Annotated in this window: 17 protein-coding genes; 8 read left to right on the top strand and 9 right to left on the bottom strand. The window is 58.6% G+C overall.

The annotated features are described in order from the left end of the window. Positions 1-33: 33 nt before the first annotated feature. Together HMPREF0045_RS04370 and HMPREF0045_RS09570 are read right to left on the bottom strand one after the other, a co-directional pair. Complete coding sequence (locus HMPREF0045_RS04370) at positions 34-1,281, bottom strand: hypothetical protein (RefSeq protein WP_231196677.1); 1,248 nt, start codon at positions 1,279-1,281, stop codon at positions 34-36. A 297-nt stretch (positions 1,282-1,578) separates the two neighbouring features. Beyond that, positions 1,579-3,243: a hypothetical protein gene (locus tag HMPREF0045_RS09570; protein ID WP_414105151.1), complete on the bottom strand. Its 1,665-nt coding sequence runs from the start codon at positions 3,241-3,243 to the stop codon at positions 1,579-1,581. A 68-nt stretch (positions 3,244-3,311) separates the two neighbouring features. Here HMPREF0045_RS09570 and HMPREF0045_RS04355 point away from each other — a divergent pair, with 68 nt between their 5' ends. The 3 genes from HMPREF0045_RS04355 to galE all read left to right on the top strand — a co-directional run bounded on the left by HMPREF0045_RS04355 (position 3,312) and on the right by galE (position 6,286). Further along, positions 3,312-4,577: a 5-(carboxyamino)imidazole ribonucleotide synthase gene (locus HMPREF0045_RS04355; protein WP_040315706.1), complete on the top strand. Its 1,266-nt coding sequence runs from the start codon at positions 3,312-3,314 to the stop codon at positions 4,575-4,577. Positions 4,578-4,659: 82 nt separating this feature from the next. Then, positions 4,660-5,148: a 5-(carboxyamino)imidazole ribonucleotide mutase gene (gene purE / locus HMPREF0045_RS04350; RefSeq protein ID WP_050807467.1), complete on the top strand. Its 489-nt coding sequence runs from the start codon at positions 4,660-4,662 to the stop codon at positions 5,146-5,148. Positions 5,149-5,278: 130 nt separating this feature from the next. Then, positions 5,279-6,286, top strand: coding sequence for a UDP-glucose 4-epimerase GalE (galE, locus tag HMPREF0045_RS04345; RefSeq protein ID WP_005985891.1), 1,008 nt, complete (start codon positions 5,279-5,281; stop codon positions 6,284-6,286). 81 nt (positions 6,287-6,367) lie between these two features. Here the strand turns inward: galE and HMPREF0045_RS10050 are convergent, their stop codons facing one another. From HMPREF0045_RS10050 to HMPREF0045_RS04330, 3 genes are all read right to left on the bottom strand, one after another. Continuing rightward, a complete protein-coding gene (locus HMPREF0045_RS10050; RefSeq protein WP_231196676.1) occupies positions 6,368-7,543 on the bottom strand; it encodes an LCP family protein in 1,176 nt (391 codons plus the stop codon). A gap of 130 nt (positions 7,544-7,673) precedes the next feature. After that, positions 7,674-8,048, bottom strand: a complete 375-nt coding sequence (locus tag HMPREF0045_RS10965; RefSeq protein ID WP_040315705.1) for a hypothetical protein — start codon at positions 8,046-8,048, stop codon at positions 7,674-7,676. Between the two features lie 14 nt (positions 8,049-8,062). Further along, complete coding sequence (locus tag HMPREF0045_RS04330) at positions 8,063-9,247, bottom strand: LCP family protein (protein ID WP_231196675.1); 1,185 nt, start codon at positions 9,245-9,247, stop codon at positions 8,063-8,065. Positions 9,248-9,448: 201 nt separating this feature from the next. On the opposite strand from HMPREF0045_RS04330, the gene HMPREF0045_RS04325 reads away from it, so the two are divergent. Then, complete coding sequence (locus HMPREF0045_RS04325) at positions 9,449-10,423, top strand: glycosyltransferase (RefSeq protein ID WP_005985884.1); 975 nt, start codon at positions 9,449-9,451, stop codon at positions 10,421-10,423. Between the two features lie 199 nt (positions 10,424-10,622). On the opposite strand, the gene HMPREF0045_RS04320 is transcribed toward HMPREF0045_RS04325, so the two are convergent. Then, on the bottom strand, positions 10,623-11,015 hold the full coding sequence (locus HMPREF0045_RS04320) for a DUF2304 domain-containing protein (RefSeq protein WP_005985881.1): 393 nt from the start codon (positions 11,013-11,015) through the stop codon (positions 10,623-10,625). A gap of 12 nt (positions 11,016-11,027) precedes the next feature. Next, entirely contained in the window at positions 11,028-11,711 is a 684-nt protein-coding gene (locus tag HMPREF0045_RS04315; RefSeq protein WP_005985879.1) for a glycosyltransferase family 2 protein, read from the bottom strand. Between the two features lie 139 nt (positions 11,712-11,850). Between HMPREF0045_RS04315 and HMPREF0045_RS04310 the strand changes: the two genes are divergently transcribed. The 4 genes from HMPREF0045_RS04310 (at position 11,851) to HMPREF0045_RS04295 (ending at position 15,837) form a co-directional block, all read left to right on the top strand. Further along, positions 11,851-12,465: an acyltransferase gene (locus HMPREF0045_RS04310; protein ID WP_005985877.1), complete on the top strand. Its 615-nt coding sequence runs from the start codon at positions 11,851-11,853 to the stop codon at positions 12,463-12,465. Next, a complete protein-coding gene (locus HMPREF0045_RS04305) occupies positions 12,466-13,587 on the top strand; it encodes a DegT/DnrJ/EryC1/StrS family aminotransferase (RefSeq protein WP_005985875.1) in 1,122 nt (373 codons plus the stop codon). It begins immediately after the preceding gene. Next, complete coding sequence (locus tag HMPREF0045_RS04300; RefSeq protein ID WP_005985873.1) at positions 13,587-14,576, top strand: Gfo/Idh/MocA family protein; 990 nt, start codon at positions 13,587-13,589, stop codon at positions 14,574-14,576. The genes HMPREF0045_RS04305 and HMPREF0045_RS04300 overlap by 1 nt, the downstream gene beginning before the upstream one ends. An 82-nt stretch (positions 14,577-14,658) precedes the next feature. Continuing rightward, positions 14,659-15,837: a GtrA family protein gene (locus HMPREF0045_RS04295; RefSeq protein ID WP_005985871.1), complete on the top strand. Its 1,179-nt coding sequence runs from the start codon at positions 14,659-14,661 to the stop codon at positions 15,835-15,837. 62 nt (positions 15,838-15,899) lie between these two features. On the opposite strand, the gene HMPREF0045_RS04290 is transcribed toward HMPREF0045_RS04295, so the two are convergent. Both HMPREF0045_RS04290 and HMPREF0045_RS04285 read right to left on the bottom strand, forming a co-directional pair. Continuing rightward, a complete protein-coding gene (locus tag HMPREF0045_RS04290; protein ID WP_231196674.1) occupies positions 15,900-17,531 on the bottom strand; it encodes a hypothetical protein in 1,632 nt (543 codons plus the stop codon). 92 nt (positions 17,532-17,623) lie between these two features. Then, positions 17,624-19,324, bottom strand: a complete 1,701-nt coding sequence (locus tag HMPREF0045_RS04285) for an asparagine synthase-related protein (protein ID WP_005985868.1) — start codon at positions 19,322-19,324, stop codon at positions 17,624-17,626. Positions 19,325-19,381: the final 57 nt, after the last annotated feature.

The raw sequence follows: 19,381 nt of genomic DNA, 5'->3' as shown, positions 1-19,381 counted from the left end.
TTCCGTTGGTTTCTGAAAGATACTTAAAAAGGCTTAAGGCATCCAGTAGATCTTACTGAGTGAGAGTGAGTGAGCGTCCCAAATCCAAGCTATCCACAGCACCTGGGAGACAACACTTAGTGCAATAAGCGCTACCGCAGCGCGTAGATGGTTGCTCAGTTTAGCGCCAAGCACCCAAGCTAGCGGGGCCATCATAAGTAGCATGCGTAGAATCGAGGATGAGGGGTCGAAGAAGACCAGTAGGTAAACCCAGTAGCATACACACCACATCCAGGCTAGGCGCCCTAGCTTGCGTAGTTGACTAGAGCTAAGTGCGCAGATACTTAGAACTAGCACTGCTATTAGGGCGACGATACCCGAGTTAGGGCCCCCGTAAATGGTGGCCTGCTTAATCCAGGACATAAACGGGGCTAAATTATCTTCGCGCCAGGCAGTTTCGGTATCCGTGTAGGCGCTAGGTACCCCGGTAATGAACCAGGCGAATGCCGGCCAGAAAAGTGCTCCAGCGCAAGTAATGATGGCGGTTACAAATAGCCAGATACGGTCTTTTTTACTGAGTGGGGTGGGGCTAATGTCTAGTGGAGTGGTGGCAGTTTGCGGGGTAGTAGCGGCGACGTCGTCACTAACGTTGCCGGCGAGGTCGGCTGATTTTTTAAATGGCAGGAATGAGCTATTAAAGCGCGAGGTTGGGGAGACTATGCCGCGCGCTCGTAGTTCTTCCCAGAACCACCATAAACCGATTGCGGCCCCGAGTGGGACGCCAATAGGGCGAGTGAGCTCGGCAATACCAAAGAGTAAAATAGCCCAAATAAAGCGCCGCTTAGTTAGCAGTATGAAACCAAAAGTCAGCAGCGCTAAGGTTAAAGACTCTGCATAGGGAAGCTGCATGACAATAGCCGGGGCGAAGCTGAAGAAAAGAGCTACGCCTAGCAGGCTGGCGCGCTTGCCTACGCGCGGGCATAGCCAAGCGTCAAGACCTAGAGCTACGGCTGCTGAGCTAATCCAGGAAACTACTACTGCACAGGCAAAATAGCTTTTTGTGGTGATGGTAGAAGTAAGTGTGGCCAGGGCTTCACTCAGCAAGGGGAAAACTGGCATGAAAGCCCAAGTGTTTTGGCGTACGTGACCATTAGCGTCATAAGTTAATTTAGTGAAGTAACGCTCAGTGATGATGCGGTGATACCACTTGGAATCCCATAAGGATACGTGTTCTAGGTAACTGGGGTTAGCTGGCACCCAACGGCTTGCGGGGGTGTCAATGGCTGAAAGGTTGAAGATCAACAGACTTAGTAGGGTTATAAGTAGCCAGACGGCCAGGACTTGGAGCCGATGGGGGAAACGGCTGGGGGATATGTTTGGGAACTGCATATTTGCATCCTAATGGGCGTCAGGATGTTTTGGTACTGCCTAAATAAAGGTAACTGGTAGATAAATGAGTGAAATACCTTAATGAAAACTTGAAACTGAAAGCAAATCGATTAACTTGTGCAACCTGACATAGTCCTATTGTCTATAAATGTGACCTGAACTGCAGGTTTTGGCCATTAGCTGTTTCTAAAGAAAAAACCCGTAAATAATTTAGGGAACCCACAGGATGCTAATTGAGCCGTAATCCCACACCCAAGCTACCCACAACACCTGGCTAATCAAACCTACAGTTAAAACCGCCAAGGCGGCGCGTGGGCGCTTACTTAGCCTTGCTGCCACAGCCCAGGCCAGTGGGGCAACCATCAGCAACATGCGAAAAACTGAGGAGGAAGGGTCGAAGAAGATCAGCAGGTAAACCCAGTAGCATACGCACCACATCCAGGTCAGCCGCCCCAACTGACGCAGCTGAGGCCAGCTCAGCACGCACGCACTAAGCACCAGCACCCCAAACAGGCCAATAACACCTGCGTGGGCGCCACCAAAGCTAGCAGAGCGGTTAATCCAGGCCTCAAATGGGGCCAGGTCCACGCCACGCCAAGCAGTTTCCGTGTCCACATATGCGCTCATGCGTCCAGTGGCGATCCAAGCCAGCAGCGGCCAGGTCAAAGCAGCCGCGCAGGTGACTGCGGCAGTAACAAACAGCCACAGGCGGTCTTTGCTGCTCAGCGGCAGGGGGCTTAAATCCATAGGCGTAAAGCTAGGTAAAGCTGGCGGGGCTGGTGCAGGGGCCGGCGCGTTGCTAGGGGTTGTGGCCTCGTAATTAGCGACGACGTCGTAACCTGGGGAGGACTCGGCACCTGCTGCAATGGGGGTGGCCTCAAAAGAAGCAATGGCGCTAGTGGCAGACTCACTAGCTTCAGGGCCGCTAGTTTCAGAGTCGCCAGCTTGCGGGCCAGCGTGGGCAGAGTCGGTGGTTTCAGTGCCGACGGCGCCAGCCTCACTAGGGGACACGGTGCCAGCCTCACTAGGAGGCGCAGGAATAGCCGGCGGGGCGGCCTCAAAAGAAGCGCTCGCGGTCAGGTCAGGTGCAGTTTCAAAAGAGGCAATAGCGGCCTCATTAGGGACAGCGGTGGCGGCGTCGTAATTAGCGGCGTAAGGGTCGGCGTCGGCATAAACCCGGGCGGAAGAGAAAGACGCATCAAAGCGGGAGGTCGAAATCAGACCGCGCGCCCGCAGCTCCTCCCAAACCCACCACAGGCCCAGGGCAGCCCCCAGCGGCACCCCGATCGGGCGGGTAAAAGCAGCCAGTACAAACACCACCATGGCCCAGGCAAAACGACGCTTAGCTAAAACCGCGAAACCAATCGCCACCAGCGCCAATCCCAAAGACTCGGCGTAAGGAAGCTGCAAAATAATGGCCGGGCCGCAGGTGAAGAAAATCGCCACCCCCAGCAAACTGGCCGCCTTACCCACGCGCGGACGCATCCAGGCATCCAAACCCAAAGCCGCCAAAGCTGAGCCCAACCAGGCCACCACCACAGCGCAGGTGTAATAGTTAGCCGAGAGTAGCCCAGCCAGGCCACCACTTAAATAGGCATAGATGGGCATAAACGCCCAGGTGTTCTGACCCACGCGGCCATCTTGACCAATCGGCAAGCTGGTGGAGTCGGGATAGCCCTGGGTGGCCACGCGGTAGTACCACTCAGAATCCCAAAAAGCCACATGCTGCAGGTAGCTGGGCTTAGCTGCGCTCCAATAAGTCTGGGGGGTGTCTAGGCCGCCCAGATTAAAAATCAGCAGCCCAATCAGCGAGGCAATAGCCCACACTGCCAGTACCTGGAGGCGATGGGGGATACTTGAATGTTGCACGTCCATATCCTATGTGGGTTTTGCGAAGTGTGCCGTTCTGTGCACGCCCCGCTTAAGGCGGGTAGGCTAATAACGTGAGTGCACCAACTGTGGCAGTTATTGGCGGCGGGCAGTTAGCTCGCATGATGCAAGAAGAAGCGAGTGCGCTAGGTGTGCACCTGCGTGCTTTAGTGGAGGCCCCGGACGGGTCTGCGGCGCAGGTAATGCCTGATGCCCCAGTGGGGCGGGCCGACGACGCCGGGGCAGTGCGTGATTTGCTGCAGCCCAAACAGGGGGAGCAGCTCCAAGATCTAGCTGACGCAGCGGTTTTAACTTTTGAACACGAGCACCAAGATCACGCCTTGTTGCAGCAGTTAGCGGCCCAGGGTGTATCGGTGCAGCCTAGCGCCCAGGCTTTGCTTTACGCCCGCGACAAGCTAGAAATGCGCCGCGCTATGACGCGCTTGGAGCTGCCTCAGCCGGCTTGGAGCCCGGTTAGCCAGCCCGCTGAGGTGCTTGAGTTTGCCTTGCAGCATGGCTGGCCGGTGGTGTTAAAGACCCCTCAGGGCGGCTATGACGGTCACGGGGTGCTGCTGGTTAATGACGCCGCTGAGCTTGAAAATGGTGAGGCTGCAAAGTGGTTTAAAGCTTTGGCCGACGGCGCCGGTGTGGGCGGTGGTGGCTCACTAGGAGGCGCCCAGGTCAGCTGCCTGCTGGTAGAGCAGGCAGTTAACTTCACCCGTGAACTTGCGGCCCTGGTGGCCCGTAACCCCAGTGGCCAGGTGGAGGCTTGGCCGGTGGTGGAAACCGTGCAGGTTGAGGGCATGTGCGACACAGTGCTGGCCCCAGCCCCAGGTTTGAAACCGGCTACCGCCGCGCTAGCCCAGCAGGTGGCTAAGCGCGTAGCCAGTGAGCTTGAGGTTACCGGTGTGCTGGCAGTGGAAATGTTTGTGGTTGAAGGTGATGGTGGCGATCAGCTGTATATCAATGAGCTGGCTATGCGCCCCCACAACAGTGGTCACTGGAGCCAGGATGGGGCTCTAACTAGCCAGTTTGAACAGCACCTGCGGGCCGTGTTGGACTGGCCGTTAGGTAGTGCGCAGCTGGTGGCGCCCACCGTAATGGTTAACGTGATTGGTTGGCGTCAAGAAACTGACGCGCTCCTACCTGACCCCTCTAGCCGCTTGGCCCAGGCTTTGCAGCTAGCTCCGCAAGCCAAGATTCACCTTTACGGTAAGCAGGCTCGGCGTGGACGCAAGCTGGGGCATGTGAACTTGAGTTTGGCTGAGGGGCAAGATCCCGCTCAGGCGGTAGAGATTGGCCGCCAGGTGGCCCATGTACTTACCTGCCCGCAGCTGTAAAGCTGCCCGGTGGTTTAGCTAGTGCTTTAAAAACCTTGAAAGGAAAACCGTGAGCGATAAGCAGCCTGTAGTAGGCATTGTGATGGGGTCGGATTCTGACTGGCCCACTATGGAAGCGGCCGCTAAGGCCCTGGAAGAGTTCGGTGTTAGCTATGAGGCCCGGGTGGTTTCAGCTCACCGTATGCCGGTGGAAATGATTGAGTATGGCCGCCAGGCCAGCGAGCGTGGTTTGCGTGTAATCATTGCCGGCGCTGGCGGGGCCGCCCACCTGCCGGGAATGCTGGCGGCGGTTAGTGAACTGCCGGTGATTGGTGTGCCCGTGCCGCTGAAGTACCTGGACGGCATGGATTCGCTGCTGTCGATTGTGCAGATGCCTGCCGGCGTGCCTGTGGCCACGGTTTCTATTGGCGGAGCGCGCAACGCTGGCCTGCTAGCGGTGCGTATTTTGGCTAGCGGCGAGGGTGAGCAGGCCCAGCAGCTGCGGGCAGCTATGCGCCAGTTCCAAGTGGAGCTAGGTGAGCTGGCTAAGGCTAAGGGGCGTGCGCTAGCTGAGCGCGTGGCCGGTAACTAGACCGTAGCTGGTGCTGGATTGATATGGGCTGGCCGGCAGCTAGGCTGCAAAGCTCTAGCGTAACCACCCAGAAGCTACACAAACTATCGAAATCGAACACAAACGAACAATTTAGGGTTAGAATAGAGCGGTGAACACAAAACACGAGCCTCGAACCGTCCTAGTAGCGGGCGGTGCCGGATACATTGGCGCCCACGTTGTGCGTCTACTACTTGAGCGCGGCGACAAAGTAGTTGTCGTAGATGACCTGTCTTACGGCACGCCCGAGCGCATCGGTCAAGCCAAGCTAGTGCAGCTTGACGTGGCTGGCGCCCAGGCCCAAGAGCGCCTAGAGCAGGTAATGCGCGAAGAAGGTGTGGACTGCGTAATCCACTTCGCTGCGCGCAAGCAGGTAGGTGAGTCAGTGGCTCGCCCGGCCTGGTACTACCAGCAAAACATTGGTGGCCTAGCCAATATGCTGGCAGCCATGGAACAGGCGGGGGTGGATCAGATGATTTTCTCCTCTTCCGCAGCCGTTTATGGGATGCCCGACGTCGCCGTCGTCGACGAAGAAGTAGCCTGCCACCCCATCAACCCTTACGGCGAAACCAAACTAATCGGCGAATGGATGATGGCCGACTGCGAGCGCGCCTGGGGCCTGCGCTGGGCGGGTCTGCGCTACTTCAACGTAGCCGGAGCCGGCTGGGACGACCTAGGTGACATGGCCACACTAAACCTGATCCCGATGGTTATGGAGCGCCTAGTTAAGGGCGATACCCCCAAGATCTTCGGGACCGACTATGACACCCCCGACGGCACCTGCATCCGTGACTACATCCACGTGCGCGACCTAGCCACCGCTCACATTGCCGCCCTGGATTACCTGGGTAACGGCAAGCAAATGCAGGCTCACGTATTCAACGTGGGCACGGGCCAGGGTGCCTCAGTGCGTGAAGTGGTAGCCAAGGTAATCGCAGCTACTGGCTCCAAGCTGGAGCCTGAAGAGCTGCCGCGCCGCGCCGGCGACCCGCCCAAGCTGATCGGTAACGCCACGCGCATCACCGAGGTACTTGGCTGGCAGGCCCAGTACAACCTGGATGACATTGTCACCTCCAGCTACACCGCTTGGCAGGCTGACCCTAAGCGCCCACATTTCTAACTACTAGCTGGCGCTGAGCTGGCAAAGCTTAAGGCCCGTTGAGAGTGAATCTCAACGGGCCTTAACTGTTTATTTGGAGCCTTATTTAGCCTGGTTGAAGTCGCTGGCGGTGAGCCTTCCGTCGCGTACCTTGCCGAAGAAAATCGGTGCGGTGGTGTCTACCAGCAACACGGTGGAGCCCACATCTCCCGGCTCATAGTCGGGGTCTTCAATGGGAGGAGCACCGGTTAGACCATCGTTTGAAGCTGAGCGGAAAGCCAGCACCATTTGGCCAATATCCCACACGCCTGAATCCTTATCCACAGTCAGTGAGCCAGTGCCGGCGTCAACCAGTTTGCTGGTGGCCGAGGGGTTAAGCAGGGTAGAGGGAGACATAGCCTTCTTCACTGCCGCTGAAATAATGGCACGTTGACGCAGGCCACGGCCAATATCGCCAGTGGGGTCAGATTTACGCATACGTGAGAAAGCTAGCGCCTTTTCGCCGTTAACCTGCTGGCATTTGCCCTGCGCGGTATTCCAGATCAAACCTGAATCGTGATCATCTACGTCGTAGTCCAGGCAGGCTTCAACCCCACCTACAGCATCGACGACGTTTTTAACGCCGCCCATACCAACTTCAACATAGTGGTTGACCTTCATCTTGGTTAAGCCCTCTACGGTCTTTACCAGCAGCTTGGCGCCGCCATAGGCGTAGGAGGCGTTGATCTTGTCCTCACCGTAGCCGGGAATGTTCACGTAGGTGTCACGCGGCAGGGAGGTTAGTGAAGTCTGGCCGTTTTCAGCCTTATGCAGCACCATCACCGAGTCGGCGCGCTGGCCGGCGGTGGTGGTATCTGCAATGGCGCCGTCGGAACGCGAGTCTGAACCCACAATCAGCCAGGTCTCGCCGGGAGTGTCAGCCATGCTTGACAGTGCATCAATCCGGCGCAGCTGGTCACTGGCCTTATTCCACAGGTGCCAGGTGTAGCCACACAGGGTAATCAAAATGACGGCTAGCACTGCGCTGGTGTATTTAAGCCAGCGGCGCTTGCCGCGACTAGGGCTGGCCGGTGGTTCGTCAATTGGTAAACGTGTGGGCATTACTGGGCGTGAGGATGCACGAGAGTTACGCCTAGGGGGCACAGTTGCTGGCTGGGCGGCTGGGCGCAGGCCAGTGCGCGTAGGGGCCCCGCCGCGTCCTACCTGGGTAGCCTGGGCGGCTGGGCGTGCGGGGGCGACGTCGTCGGAAAGAGGTACGGCGCCGCCAGAGCGACCCACCCGGCTAGAAGGACGCGCCTGCGCTGAGCCAGTGCGCGGAGGAATCGACTGTGGGGGAATCGTCTGCGGCCCACTGGTGCGCGCGGCACTTTGACCAGACAGTGACTGGGGTAAGGCTGTTTGCGCTCCACTAGCGTGCCCGGGCGCCGGGGCGGCCTGAGTAGCTGGGCGTGCAGTCTGGGCGGCTGGGCGCGCGGCCGGGGCGGGCGTCGGGAAGCGGCACAGCGCCGCCAGAGCGACCCACCCGGCTAGAGGGACGTGCCTGCGCCGAACCAGCGGCGCGGGTAGCCTCATCAGAGGTAGAACGGGTTGAAATTGGCTGCGCCGGTGCCCCAGAGCCAGACCTAGTGGACTTGGGGTTAACCCGGCTAGAGCCAGAATTACGACGCGCCGGGGTGCCAGCACCGCCCTGGGAACCGGCTGCGGTAGGTGGTTGGTCAGCGCCGGAGTCATTAGTGACTAAACGCCGGCGCCTGGGCGGCTGACTAGGGGGAAACTGAGTCAACTATTTACCCTCCCTTACTTGCACTGTAATGCGGGGTCGGTAGTGGGGGTAGCGGAAGCCTTGGGTGCCGGGGCGGGCGACGACGCCTTGGGTGCGGGAGCCTGAGTGGTTTCTTCGCTACTGGGCTCGGTCTCTTGCGCCGGGTCCTCAGTTTCAGGGGCGGTGGCAGTGGCGGCCGGGGCCGGGGTGCCGTTAGCGGTAGAAGAAACGGTGTTAGTGGGGGCCGGCTTGTCGTCCTTCAAGGACTTCCACAGGGCTTTGGCGTCTTTTTCACGCAAAACCACGCGGTTGGGGTCATCGGGGTCAGCCTCATTAGGGGCGGTGATGAACTCAATGCCAGCAAAACCAATAGTACGCACACTCATAGCTAAACCAGCCAGAGTGTTTAGCTGCCCCACATGCGGGGAAGTGGTTAGTGTGCCCAGCGCGGCCTTAGCGAAGGCGTACAGGTCAGGGGCGCTAGTGAGCAGGTTCTTACGCATAGCGGTACGCATCATGGCGCCCATCAGGTTCTGCTGGCGCTCAATACGGTGCAGGTCAGAGCCGTCAGAGACGCCGTGACGCACACGCGCATACATAACCGCTGCCGAACCATCAAGGTGGTGGCAACCCTTATCAAGCTTGAGTTGGGTGTATTCGGGGTCATCAATGTCTTCACTGACATACACGCCGACGCCGTCTAGAGCATCCACCATGTTTTTAAGGCCAGCAAAGTCCACCACCATGTAGTCATCAATGTGGATGTCGGTTAGCTTCTCCACGGTGGAAATAGCGCAGGCCGCCCCGGCAGCCAAGGCGCGGGCACTTAAATCTCCACTCCCGGCGCCGTTAGCAAAGGCCGTGTTGAACTGTGCATACATCGAGTCGGTGATAGTGCCATCAGCGCTCTTACATTCAGGAATATCCACCATAGTGTCACGGGGGATAGAAACCACCTGAATACGTTTACGGTCGGCACTAATGTGCATGATCATGGTGGTGTCAGAGCGAGCCGAAGACTCAGTGGCCGCGCCGCCGTCGATGTTGTTGGCGCCCTGACGCGAGTCAGTACCCATTACCAAAATGTTTACCGCACGTCCGTCGTAGTCAGTGACAGGGCGATTGGAGCGATTACCAATGAGGAACTGATTAGGGTCGATCTGGTTAACCGAAGACTGCAGGTCATGCCAGGCCATAGCGCCAAAGGAAGTGACAAACAATACCGCCGCTAGAGCACTGTAAAAAAAACGGCGCAATCGGTGGTTTACCAGTTCCTTTGCACTATGGCGCGGGGGGAGCTTAGACGCAGTCATGAGGTCAAGTTTAGGTAACGTTGAGGATGTTTTCAGTCAGATAGGTTATAAAACTACTAAGTGTGGTCTAGTTACCGCCAGAATAATCGAGCCTAAGAGTAGAAGAACGTGCCTGAAAACCTTGATAAATCTGCCGCTGAGCGCGGCTCAGAAGTTAGCGCAGAAGAGCTACTAAGCCCGAGCCAAGCTACGCCGGATGTGTCTGAGCAAACCATTAGGTTAATCACGGTTACCTACAACCCCGGTAGTGAACTGGAACGTTTCCTGGCTTCTATTGCGCCGGCAACCAGCGCAAAGGTGAACGTGTACATTGCCGACAACGGCGCCCAGCACGAGCTAGTAGATGAATTAGCCGCCAAATACAACGCAACCGTAGTGCGCGACCCCAACACTGACCGTGGCTACGGCCCGGGCAACTTGGGTTACGGCGGGGGAGTGAACTTTGCTGCCAAGGATCTAAGTGAAGACTGGATTGTGGTGGCCAACCCTGACCTAGTGTTCCGCCCCGGTGCCCTAGATGTGCTGGTGGCCGCTGGCCTGGCCAATAAGCGCGCCGGTTCGCTAGGCCCGCGCCTGCTTAACACCGACGGCACGGTTTACCCCTCCGGACGCGCCCTGCCCACCCTGGGACGCGGCGCCGGCCACGCCTTCCTAGGGCGCATTTGGCCTTCAAACCCGCTAACCAAGGCCTACCACGGCACCAATGAAGACACCATCCACCCGGTGGGTTGGCTCTCAGGGGCCTGCCTGCTGCTGCCGCGTAAAGTGTGGCAGGAGCTAGGTGGCTTTGACGACGCCTACTTCATGTTCTTTGAGGATGTGGACCTAGGTGCCCGCGTGGGGAAGGCAGGCTATGAAAACCTGCAGGTACCCGGGGCGGTAGTAGTACATGAGCAAGGCGCCAGCTGGAAAGCCCGGCCTGAAAACATGATCCGCGCCCACCATGCCTCAGCGCGCCTATACATGTCGCGTATCTACCCGCACCTGTGGCAGGCCCCGCTGCGTGGAGCCATTAACGCCGGCTTGAGCCTGCGTGAAGAAATGGAAGTGCGTCGTCCCAACCAGCGCACCAAGCACGCCTAAACGCTGCGTACGCCTAGATACTGTGCGTGCTTAAACACTGCGCTAAGCACACTTAAGCCCCCCGAGCTTGGGGGGCTTATTCACGTCCCTGGGTTTTATCCCCGGGTTTTTGCCGACGGCGCCCGGCTAAGTGGCGTCCGGCCAAGGGGGCACCTGGCTAAGTGGTGCCCGGCTGGGCAGCAAAGTCGGGGGCAAAAACTTACTTGGCGGCGTCGTCGGCCTTATCTGCCGGGGGAACCGGACCCAAAGCACTGGGGTCGGGGGCCTGAGCCAAAGCAAAAGCGCGGGCCAACTTAGTCAGGCGCCGCTCCTGGATAGAGGCGCGGCGGAAGCTGGAAAGCAAAGACGCCAAGAAGGCCAGCACCAGCGCATAAAGCAGCAAGTCAGTACCACGGCCAACGCCCACAAAGTGAGCCAGATAGGTGGTCAGGGACGGCACCGCAATCGTGACCAGGGCAAAAACCACAAAGGCCAGCGTGACAATACGGCGCCCAGCCATGTGCTTAGCTCCGCCAGAGTTGCGCAGCAGCATCACGCCCATAAGCACCACGCCCAGGGCTAGCAGGCTCTTAATTAAAAACTGAGAATCCATTTAGCTAGCTCCTTAGCTGAACATCAAATCGACGAGGATATTAACGCTGTTCCACAAGGACTGGCCCTTAGAACGCGAATAATCGGTGTACTCAATGTGTACCGGCTGCTCAGCCCAAGGCAGGCCACTGGCGCCAAGCTGGCGAATAATTTCGCTAGCGTGAGCCATCCGGTTTTGGTGCAGATCCAACTTTTCGGCGGCGTCACGGCGCAACAGGCGCAGGCCGTTGTGGGCGTCAGTGAGCTTCATACCTGAAGTCTTAGAACCAACCCAAGCGGCGGTACGCAGCACAATGCGCTTAAGCGTGCCAGTATCGGCGGTGCCCTCAAGGAAACGCGATCCCAACACAATCGCCAGATCCTCATCATGGGCGCGGCGCACCATGGCCATAACATCATCAGTGGAGTGCTGGCCGTCAGAGTCAAAAGTAGCTATATAGCGAGCATTAGTGCGAGTTAACACATAGGTGATGCCGGTTTGTAGGGCAGCACCTTGGCCTAGGTTAAGCGGGTGGGAGACCACAATCGCCCCCGCAGAGCGGGCTTGCGCAGCTGAATCGTCGCGTGAACCGTCGTCAACGCAAACAACATTAGGGAAGGTTTTGCGCGCATTGGCGATAACCTCAGCCACTACCTGGGCTTCATTGTAAAGAGGGACAACGAGCCAGGTCTGCTCGGCCGGGTCAAAAGTTTGCATAAACGCAATTGTGCCAGGAAATTACATCTGCGCTATGAACTAACTCCTATTCACGTAGCCCTATGGGCTCGATTAGCAGAAAAACTAGGGATAGACTGACCTTGTCTCATGCAGTTTTTGCGTAAAGGAGCTAACCAACGTGGCAGTACGCATCGTTGATACGGCGGATGTCTCACCCGAGGCTCAAATTGGTGACGGGTCAAGTATTTGGCATCTAGCACAGGTGCGAGAGCACGCTCAGATTGGCCGTAACTGCATTGTGGGCCGTGGTGCCTACATCGGTGAGGGCGTAAAGATGGGTGATAACTGTAAGGTCCAAAACTACGCTCTGGTCTACGAGCCCGCCGTGATTGACGACGGCGTCTTCATCGGCCCGGCTGTGACCCTTACTAACGATCACTTCCCGCGCGCGGTTAATCCTGACGGCACCATTAAGTCAGCTTCGGACTGGGAGCCTGTAGGGGTAACCATCAAGACCGGCGCGGCGATTGGTGCGCGCAGTGTATGTGTAGCTCCGGTAACCATCGGGGCCTGGGCTACTGTGGCAGCTGGCGCCGTGGTCACCAAGGATGTACCCGACTATGCGCTGGTAGCGGGCGTGCCCGCACGTCGCATTGCTTGGGTTGGTAAAGCCGGCGAACCGCTGGTAGCTACCGAACAGGCGGGTGTGTGGCGTTGCCCCGCCACTGGGACTCACTATCAGGAAGTCACAGACTCAAACTCCAACACCACTTTGAAAGAGGTAGAAAAGTAAATGGAACTCGCATTCATTCCCCCGGCAAAGCCTGTCTTCGGTGCTGAGGAGCGCGCTGCCGTGGACGCGGTTATCGCCTCCGGCATGGTGGTGCAGGGTCCTCAGGTAAAGGCCTTCGAGGACGAATTCTCCGAGCAGGTAGTTAGCGGCGCCCACTGTGTGGCCGTAAACTCCGGTACCTCCGCCCAGCACCTAGCCACCCTAGCTAGCGAGCTAGAGCCCGGCGCTGAGGTAATCGTGCCTTCCTTCACCTTCGCCGCCACCGCCAACTCTGTGGCCATCTCCGGCGCCACCCCGGTGTTTGCCGACATCGACGTAAACACCTTCACCCTGGACCCGGCTGCGGTTGAAGCTGCTATCACCCCCAACACTCGCGCCATTGAGGTCGTGCACCTATACGGTCTGCCCGCCAACATGCCCGCGATCCTAGAAATCGCTCAGCGCCACGGCCTAGACGTCTACGAAGACTGCGCCCAGGCCCATGACGCCTCCATCGACGGCACCAAGGTGGGTACCTTCGGCCGTTGGGGTTCCTTCTCCTTCTACCCCACCAAGAACATGTCCTCCCTTGAGGGCGGCATGATCACCACCCGTGACGAGGGTGTATACCACCGCTCGCGCCTGCTGCGTAACCAGGGTATGGAGCGCCAGTACGCCAACGAGCTGGTGGGTCTAAACAACCGTATGACCGACGTCGGCGCCGCCGTGGGCCGCGTACAGCTAAGCAAGCTGGCTGGCTGGACCAAGCAGCGCCAGGAAAATGCCGCCTTCCTAAACGAGGGCCTGGCCGGGGTTGAGGGTGTAGTCACCCCCTTCGTGCCCGAGGGCTACCGTCACGTCTACCACCAGTACACCATCCGTTTCGAGGGTGCTAGCGCCAGCGAGCGTGACGAGCTACAAAAGGCCCTGCGTGAGCAGTGGCAGGTAGGCTCGGGCGTGTACTACCCGATCCCCAACCACCGTCTGGACTCGCTGACCAAGTACGCTCCCGGCCTGGAACTGCCGGTCACCGAGAAGGCTGCTCGCGAGTGCCTGTCGCTGCCGGTACACCCCTCGCTGAGCCAGGCTGACCTGGAGCGCATTGTTGAGGCCGTGGCTGCTGTTGTGAAGGCTGGTGCCTGATGAGTGCTTCGCTTCGCGTTGGTGTCCTGGGCCTAGGCTCGATGGGGCGCCACCATGTGCGCAACGCCCGCAACACTGAGGGCTTTGAGCTGGTAGCTGTAGCTGACCCGGGTGGTGACCGCTTCGGGGTGGCCGGTTCTTTGCCGGTGCTGGACTCCGTTTCTGCCATGATTGAGGTAGGTATCGACGCCGCCATTGTGGCTGTGCCTACCGTCTTCCATGAGGAGGCCGCCCTGGCTCTGGCTGAAGCTGGGGTGCACACCCTGGTTGAAAAGCCCCTGGCTGCCTCAGTGGAGGCCGGCCAGCGTGTAGCTGAAGCCTTCAAGTCTGCCGGCCTGATCGGTGCGGTGGGCTATGTTGAGCGCTGCAACCCGGCCCTGCTGGAGATGCGCAAGCGTCTAGCTGAAGGCCAGCTAGGTGACGTCTACCAGGTGGTTACCCGCCGTCAGTCGCCTTTCCCGGCCCGCATCAGCGACGTCGGCGTGGTCAAGGACCTGGCCACCCACGACGTTGACCTGGCCGCCTGGGTTGCCGGAAGCGAATACAAGGAAATCTACGCCCAGACCGCCCACCGCTCGGGCCGCGAGCACGAGGACATGGTGGTAGCTTCTGGTTCCTTCAAGAACGGTGTGCTGGTTAACCACCTGGTTAACTGGCTGACCCCCTTCAAGGACCGCACCACTATTGTGACCGGTGAGCACGGTGCCCTAGTAGCTGACACCGCTATGGGTGATTTGACCTTCTACGAAAACGGCGACATGCCGTTGCAGTGGGATCAGATCGCTGCTTTCCGCGGCGTAAGCGAAGGCACGGTAACCCGTTACGCCCTAGCCAAGCGCGAGCCGCTGGCTGTGGAGCACGAGCACTTCCGTGACGCCATCTTGGGTAAGGGCAATGAGCACGTTTCCATGGAAGAAGGCCTAAACGCGCTGAAGGTAGTGGAAGGCATCTTGGCTTCTGCTGCTAGCGGGCAGGCTGTCCACTTCTAAAACTAATCTCATCAAATTGGGGTCGCACTCGATAGTGCGGCCCCAGTTTGTATAATTAGCGCTGATTCAGTTAGGAAACGGGATGCTAGCGCGTTTATTTAAATCATCGATACTGCGTTATCTAGGTGTTGGTGGCACCGCCTTCGTGGTGGACCTGCTAGTAACCGTAGTTACCCGCATGGTGTTGGTGGCCACCACCCCGCTAGCTGCGCAGATGGCTACGGCTTTAGCGGTTGCTGCCGGCTACTGGAGCGGCTTTGCAGTTAATTATTTAGGCCAGCGTAACTTTGCTTTTAAAAGCTACGCCAATCGCCTGTATTCGCTCATCATGTATTTCGTTTTGGTGGGCTTTAACTGGTTGGCTACCACTGTGGCCATGATTGCTTTAGTGGATCATTTGGGGCTTTCGGCTACGCTGGGCAAGATTATTTGCACCGCCGTAACTACCGTGTGGAACTACCCGATTTACCGCTATGTGGTCTTCCCACGCCGCCTGCAGGTAGCCCAGGCACAGCCGCGTGAGCTGCCGGGAGCTATTGACGTTATTATTCCTGCCCACAACTCGGTGACCGTATTGGAAGGGACTCTAGCGCGTCTGGCCGCCTGGTCGCGGGGGCGGCGGGTGCCTATGCGTGCCATTGTGGTTGAAAACGCCTCCCAGGATGGCACCGCTGAGCTGCTGGAGGGCTTAGCGCTTACCTATGGGCCCAGCCTTTATGACGGGGTGGATATTTTCACCGTGGAGGCGGTGGCTAGCGCTAAGGGGATGGGGCGTGCCTATAGGCGGGGCATTAGTGTCTCGACGGCGCCACTAGTGGTCTTTAGCGCCGACGACCTGCCTTTTGGCACCTCTGACCTGGATTATTGGTGGGCCCACCCCACTGTTGGACTAGCTATTGGTTCTAAAGCCCACCCTGATTCGCAGGTGGATCGCGGTATGGCACGTGCGGCTATTTCAGCAGTGTTTAGGCTGATGCGCCGGGTAATTTTGGGTTCTAAAGTGGGTGACCCGCAGGGAACTTTGTTTATCGACGGCGACTGGATTCGCGCCCACCGCAGCTTGCTGGTAGAAAACGGCTACCTTAGCTCCACCGAGATTGTGGCTTTAGCTGAACACGACGGCCAGATGCCGATCACAGAAATGCCGGTGGTGCTCACCGCCGACCAGGGCGCCCACGCCACCCGCATTAAAGTGCGTGACGTGTGGAATATGGCGTGGGGGCTGGTGGCAATTCGTCGCCGTATGCGGCGTCTGCCCTAAGCTCGACGGCGCCCCGCCCCGCGCCCCATCCCGGCGCATTGGCTGTGGGCAGACGGTAGCGGCTAGCGGTTTGTGGCCGGGGCACAGGTTAGCTCCTGGGGTACAGTCTTGATCTGCACCTTAGAGCTTAGGCCATAGAAGATGCGCAAATGCTTCACATTAGAAGTGGGCGGATCAATCCACTGATACGAAATCACGTTATTACAAGGCATGGTTTTAGGGATCTCAACCAGCGTGCTTTGCCCGTTAGCGGCCGCCGCAAACTGGGCCTCCACCTGCTGCCAAGCCCCATAGTTAACCAGCAGCTGGTTAGCGCACAGCACCAGGGTAGAGGCGGCCACAAACAGCACCCCACCGCTAAGCACGCTAACCGCCCGGCCTGACCCGCTGAGGCGAGACAGCGCCACCAGGTTAGTTATGATCAGCGTGCCCATCAGCAGCAAAGCAATGTAGTGGTCACGGCCCACCCCGGCATAAAGCGAACGGGCCATATAGCTATTAGCCGCCAAAGAAACCGCAATCGCCCCAAACAAGGCCAGGGGTAGGGGCCCCACCAACTGTCTAGGCAGGGTTAAAGCCAGCAGCGCCAGCATCACAAAACTAGCTATAGCCCAGCCAATCACCGCGCCACTAGCGTCATCCATTTGGGTGATCAGCGGGTAGCGGCCACGCCCATAGGCGTCGTCGATAATTAACAAATAACGCCGCCCAGCCATAATCCACGCCCCCACACAGGCGGCGCTAACCGCATACAGGGCCACTAGCGAGCTCACCCACAGGCTCCGGCTGGGCTGCCAACGCGACCAAGACGGCGTCGTCGCCAATAAAGCACGCCCATGCAGCCAAATCAAAGTCACTGCCACCAGCACCACCAAGGCGATATACACCACCGCTACATTGGCGAGCGTGCCCGCCAGGCGCAAATGCAGCTTTACCTCCTCAGGCAGCAAATCATTAGGCGAACCGGTGGGCTTAGAGTTGCGCTCAATACGTTCCCACAACCCCGGGGCGGTAACTTTCAGATAAAAACCGTAGCTGGTAGCCGCTAGCGAAACCCAAGTAATCGCTCGGGTAAGCAGACGCGGGCAAAAAGCCAACAAACCAGCCACCAAACCCAGCGCGGCCACAGAAGTCATCTCATGCATCACCATGGCCAACACAATCAGCGGGGCAGCCGCCAACTGCCAACGCCAAGAAAAGCCCCCACGCGCCGCCCTAGCCAGCGGATAGAAAGCCACCAGCACCAGGTTCAAAGAAAACAGGTAATTCCACACCACAGCCATCGAAAACACTGCGCTGCCGCTTAAATGGAAATGAAACCCAATCAGCATAAACGGGATCGCACTAGCTAAAAGCTGTGCCAACAAATCACGGCGCACCCAGGTACGCCAGGGACTTAGCTGCGCATAGTCACCCTCATCCTTAGGGCCCAGGCGAGTGGCATAAACCCACACCAAAAACGCAAACAGCACGTACCCCAGCGCCATCAGCACCCGGGCCCCGCCCAAACCAAAACCAAACCAGGCCGCACCTAGCCCATCAGCTAGGCGCCCATTAAAGGTATTCCAGGTCTTATCCACCATAGTGGTAATACCCGCCCAAGTTTGGCGGCCATGGGGCAAATTAGAAGCGTTAGCGAAAAGCCGATCATCGCCGTTAAGCAGCGGCAGGCGCCATAGGCACCCCCAAAACACCGCTAACAGCAAATAAAACAGGGCGCTGGGCACGCAAAGGTATAAGCGCGCAGTCGCTAGGGAACGAAAACGCGCTAGGGAAGCAGGCACGGTTAAATAACCTCCGTAAACACATTAGAATCCGCCGCCCAAGTATCAGCTAAAAACAGGTCGGCAAAAATACCGTTAAGACTGCGGCCTTTGAGTAGCTGTGGGGCATAAGTAGCCGCGCTACCCGCCGGCAGTAGCGCCTGGAAAGCCATAGGGTGACGCAGCTGCACGCGGGTAGTAAGCAGCGAGCTAACCGCCTTATCCAGGCGCAGGGTAGACAGAACCTTAATTGCCGCGCGCCTAGGGGCAGCAGGAATCGCGTTAACCCCAGCCGCATACAGCTGCGGCTGCGTGCCGCTAACCCGCGCATAAATCTGGGCAATCAAATTCTTGTACCAGATACGCTCTTCATCAGTGAAAGCCAGGCCCCCACGCTCCCAAACCTCAATCACCTCAAGATCGAGCATCGGCAAAGCCCAATCTAAACCAAAATGCTCATAGGCGCGCATAGAGTGGTTAATGTATTTGGCTTGGCGCTCGCGGACGTTGAACCACTCAATGAGGCTCTGGCGCGCGTCCAGGGTGTCTACCGTCAGCAGCTCATCAACCGCCTCTAGCAGGGGCTTGCGGATAGGGGCTAGAGCCGCCACCAGATCCTGCTGGCCTTGCAGGTTTAGGTGCTGGTGGGCTAGTAGCTCAACCCAGTCCTTGCGGCTCATTGGAGTCTTGGGGTCTAGCAGCTCCTGGCCGTGCAGGTTGCCCACAATGGTGTGGCCCGGCAAAATCACGGTGCCGGCGGGTAGCACCCCGGTGCTGGTTAGCTCACGTAGCGCATACCAGTCCTGATAGTGGGGTAGGGAGGCCCCCGCCCAAGCGTTGCGGATAAAGGCGCCGCCCTCGGCCTGCCAGGCTTGGCGCACCTTGGCTTCGCTAAGCTCAACGAAATACCAGGGCACATCCAGTGACTGCGCTACCTGCTGGGAGATCTTGGCTTCGCGCGAACCGGCGGTGCCGTAGGTGAAAGCCACTACGTCACTGGCGCCGGCTAGCTTAAGCAGGCTCAAAATCAAGCGTGAATCAAGCCCGCCCGACAGCGGCACCGCCAGGCGCCGACCCTGGGTGAGTTTAACTACCCGCTCTACCGCTTGCTCTAGTGCCTGAGTGAAAAGCTGGCGGAAAGTGGGTTCGTCAGTGATGCGCTGGTGGTAGCGCAGCGCCTTCCAGGGGTGTACGTGGGGGGTGGGGTCGCCGTCGATTAGCTCCACGCTGGAGGCGGCGGGCAGCTGGTAAATCCCCTTTAGCAGGGTGCGTGTGCCCAGGGTGTAGGCACCATGGCGGAACTGGAGACGCCCGGTGGTGTCCCAGCTGGTGGGGGCGGCGTCGATAAGTATCTGGGGGTCGTCACTTACCAGCCAGGTGCCCGCCACGTAGCGGTATAGCAGGGGGAATGAGCGCGGCATGTCGCTGCTTAGTAGCGCCCCGCTCTTAGTCACGACGACGCCGCTCCACTGGCCTGCCTGCTTATGGGCCCACTGGCCCACCTGCTCAGGGGAGGTGGGCAGAGGCGCGTGAGGCTGGTTGCTGTTGGGTGCGCTAGCCCACCACTGCTGTATAGGGCTGTCGGCGGGGGACTTGGCATCAGCCGCGCTGGGGGCCGCGCCAGTGCCAGCAGCGCAGGTGGCTGCGGGGGAGGCTGCGGCGTCGTCGTTAAAAGTGCCCGGCTGACACCAGCGCGAGTGGGAAGCGAAAATTACCTTGCTCATTTACTCTCCAAAATAGCCGGGTAGACAGTGTCCAAATACGATATTTACCCTGATTTA

The sequence above is a fragment of the Actinomyces graevenitzii C83 genome, from assembly GCF_000239695.1.
Classification (GTDB): domain Bacteria; phylum Actinomycetota; class Actinomycetes; order Actinomycetales; family Actinomycetaceae; genus Actinomyces; species Actinomyces graevenitzii.
This window is presented reverse-complemented; position numbering and strand designations above follow the sequence as displayed.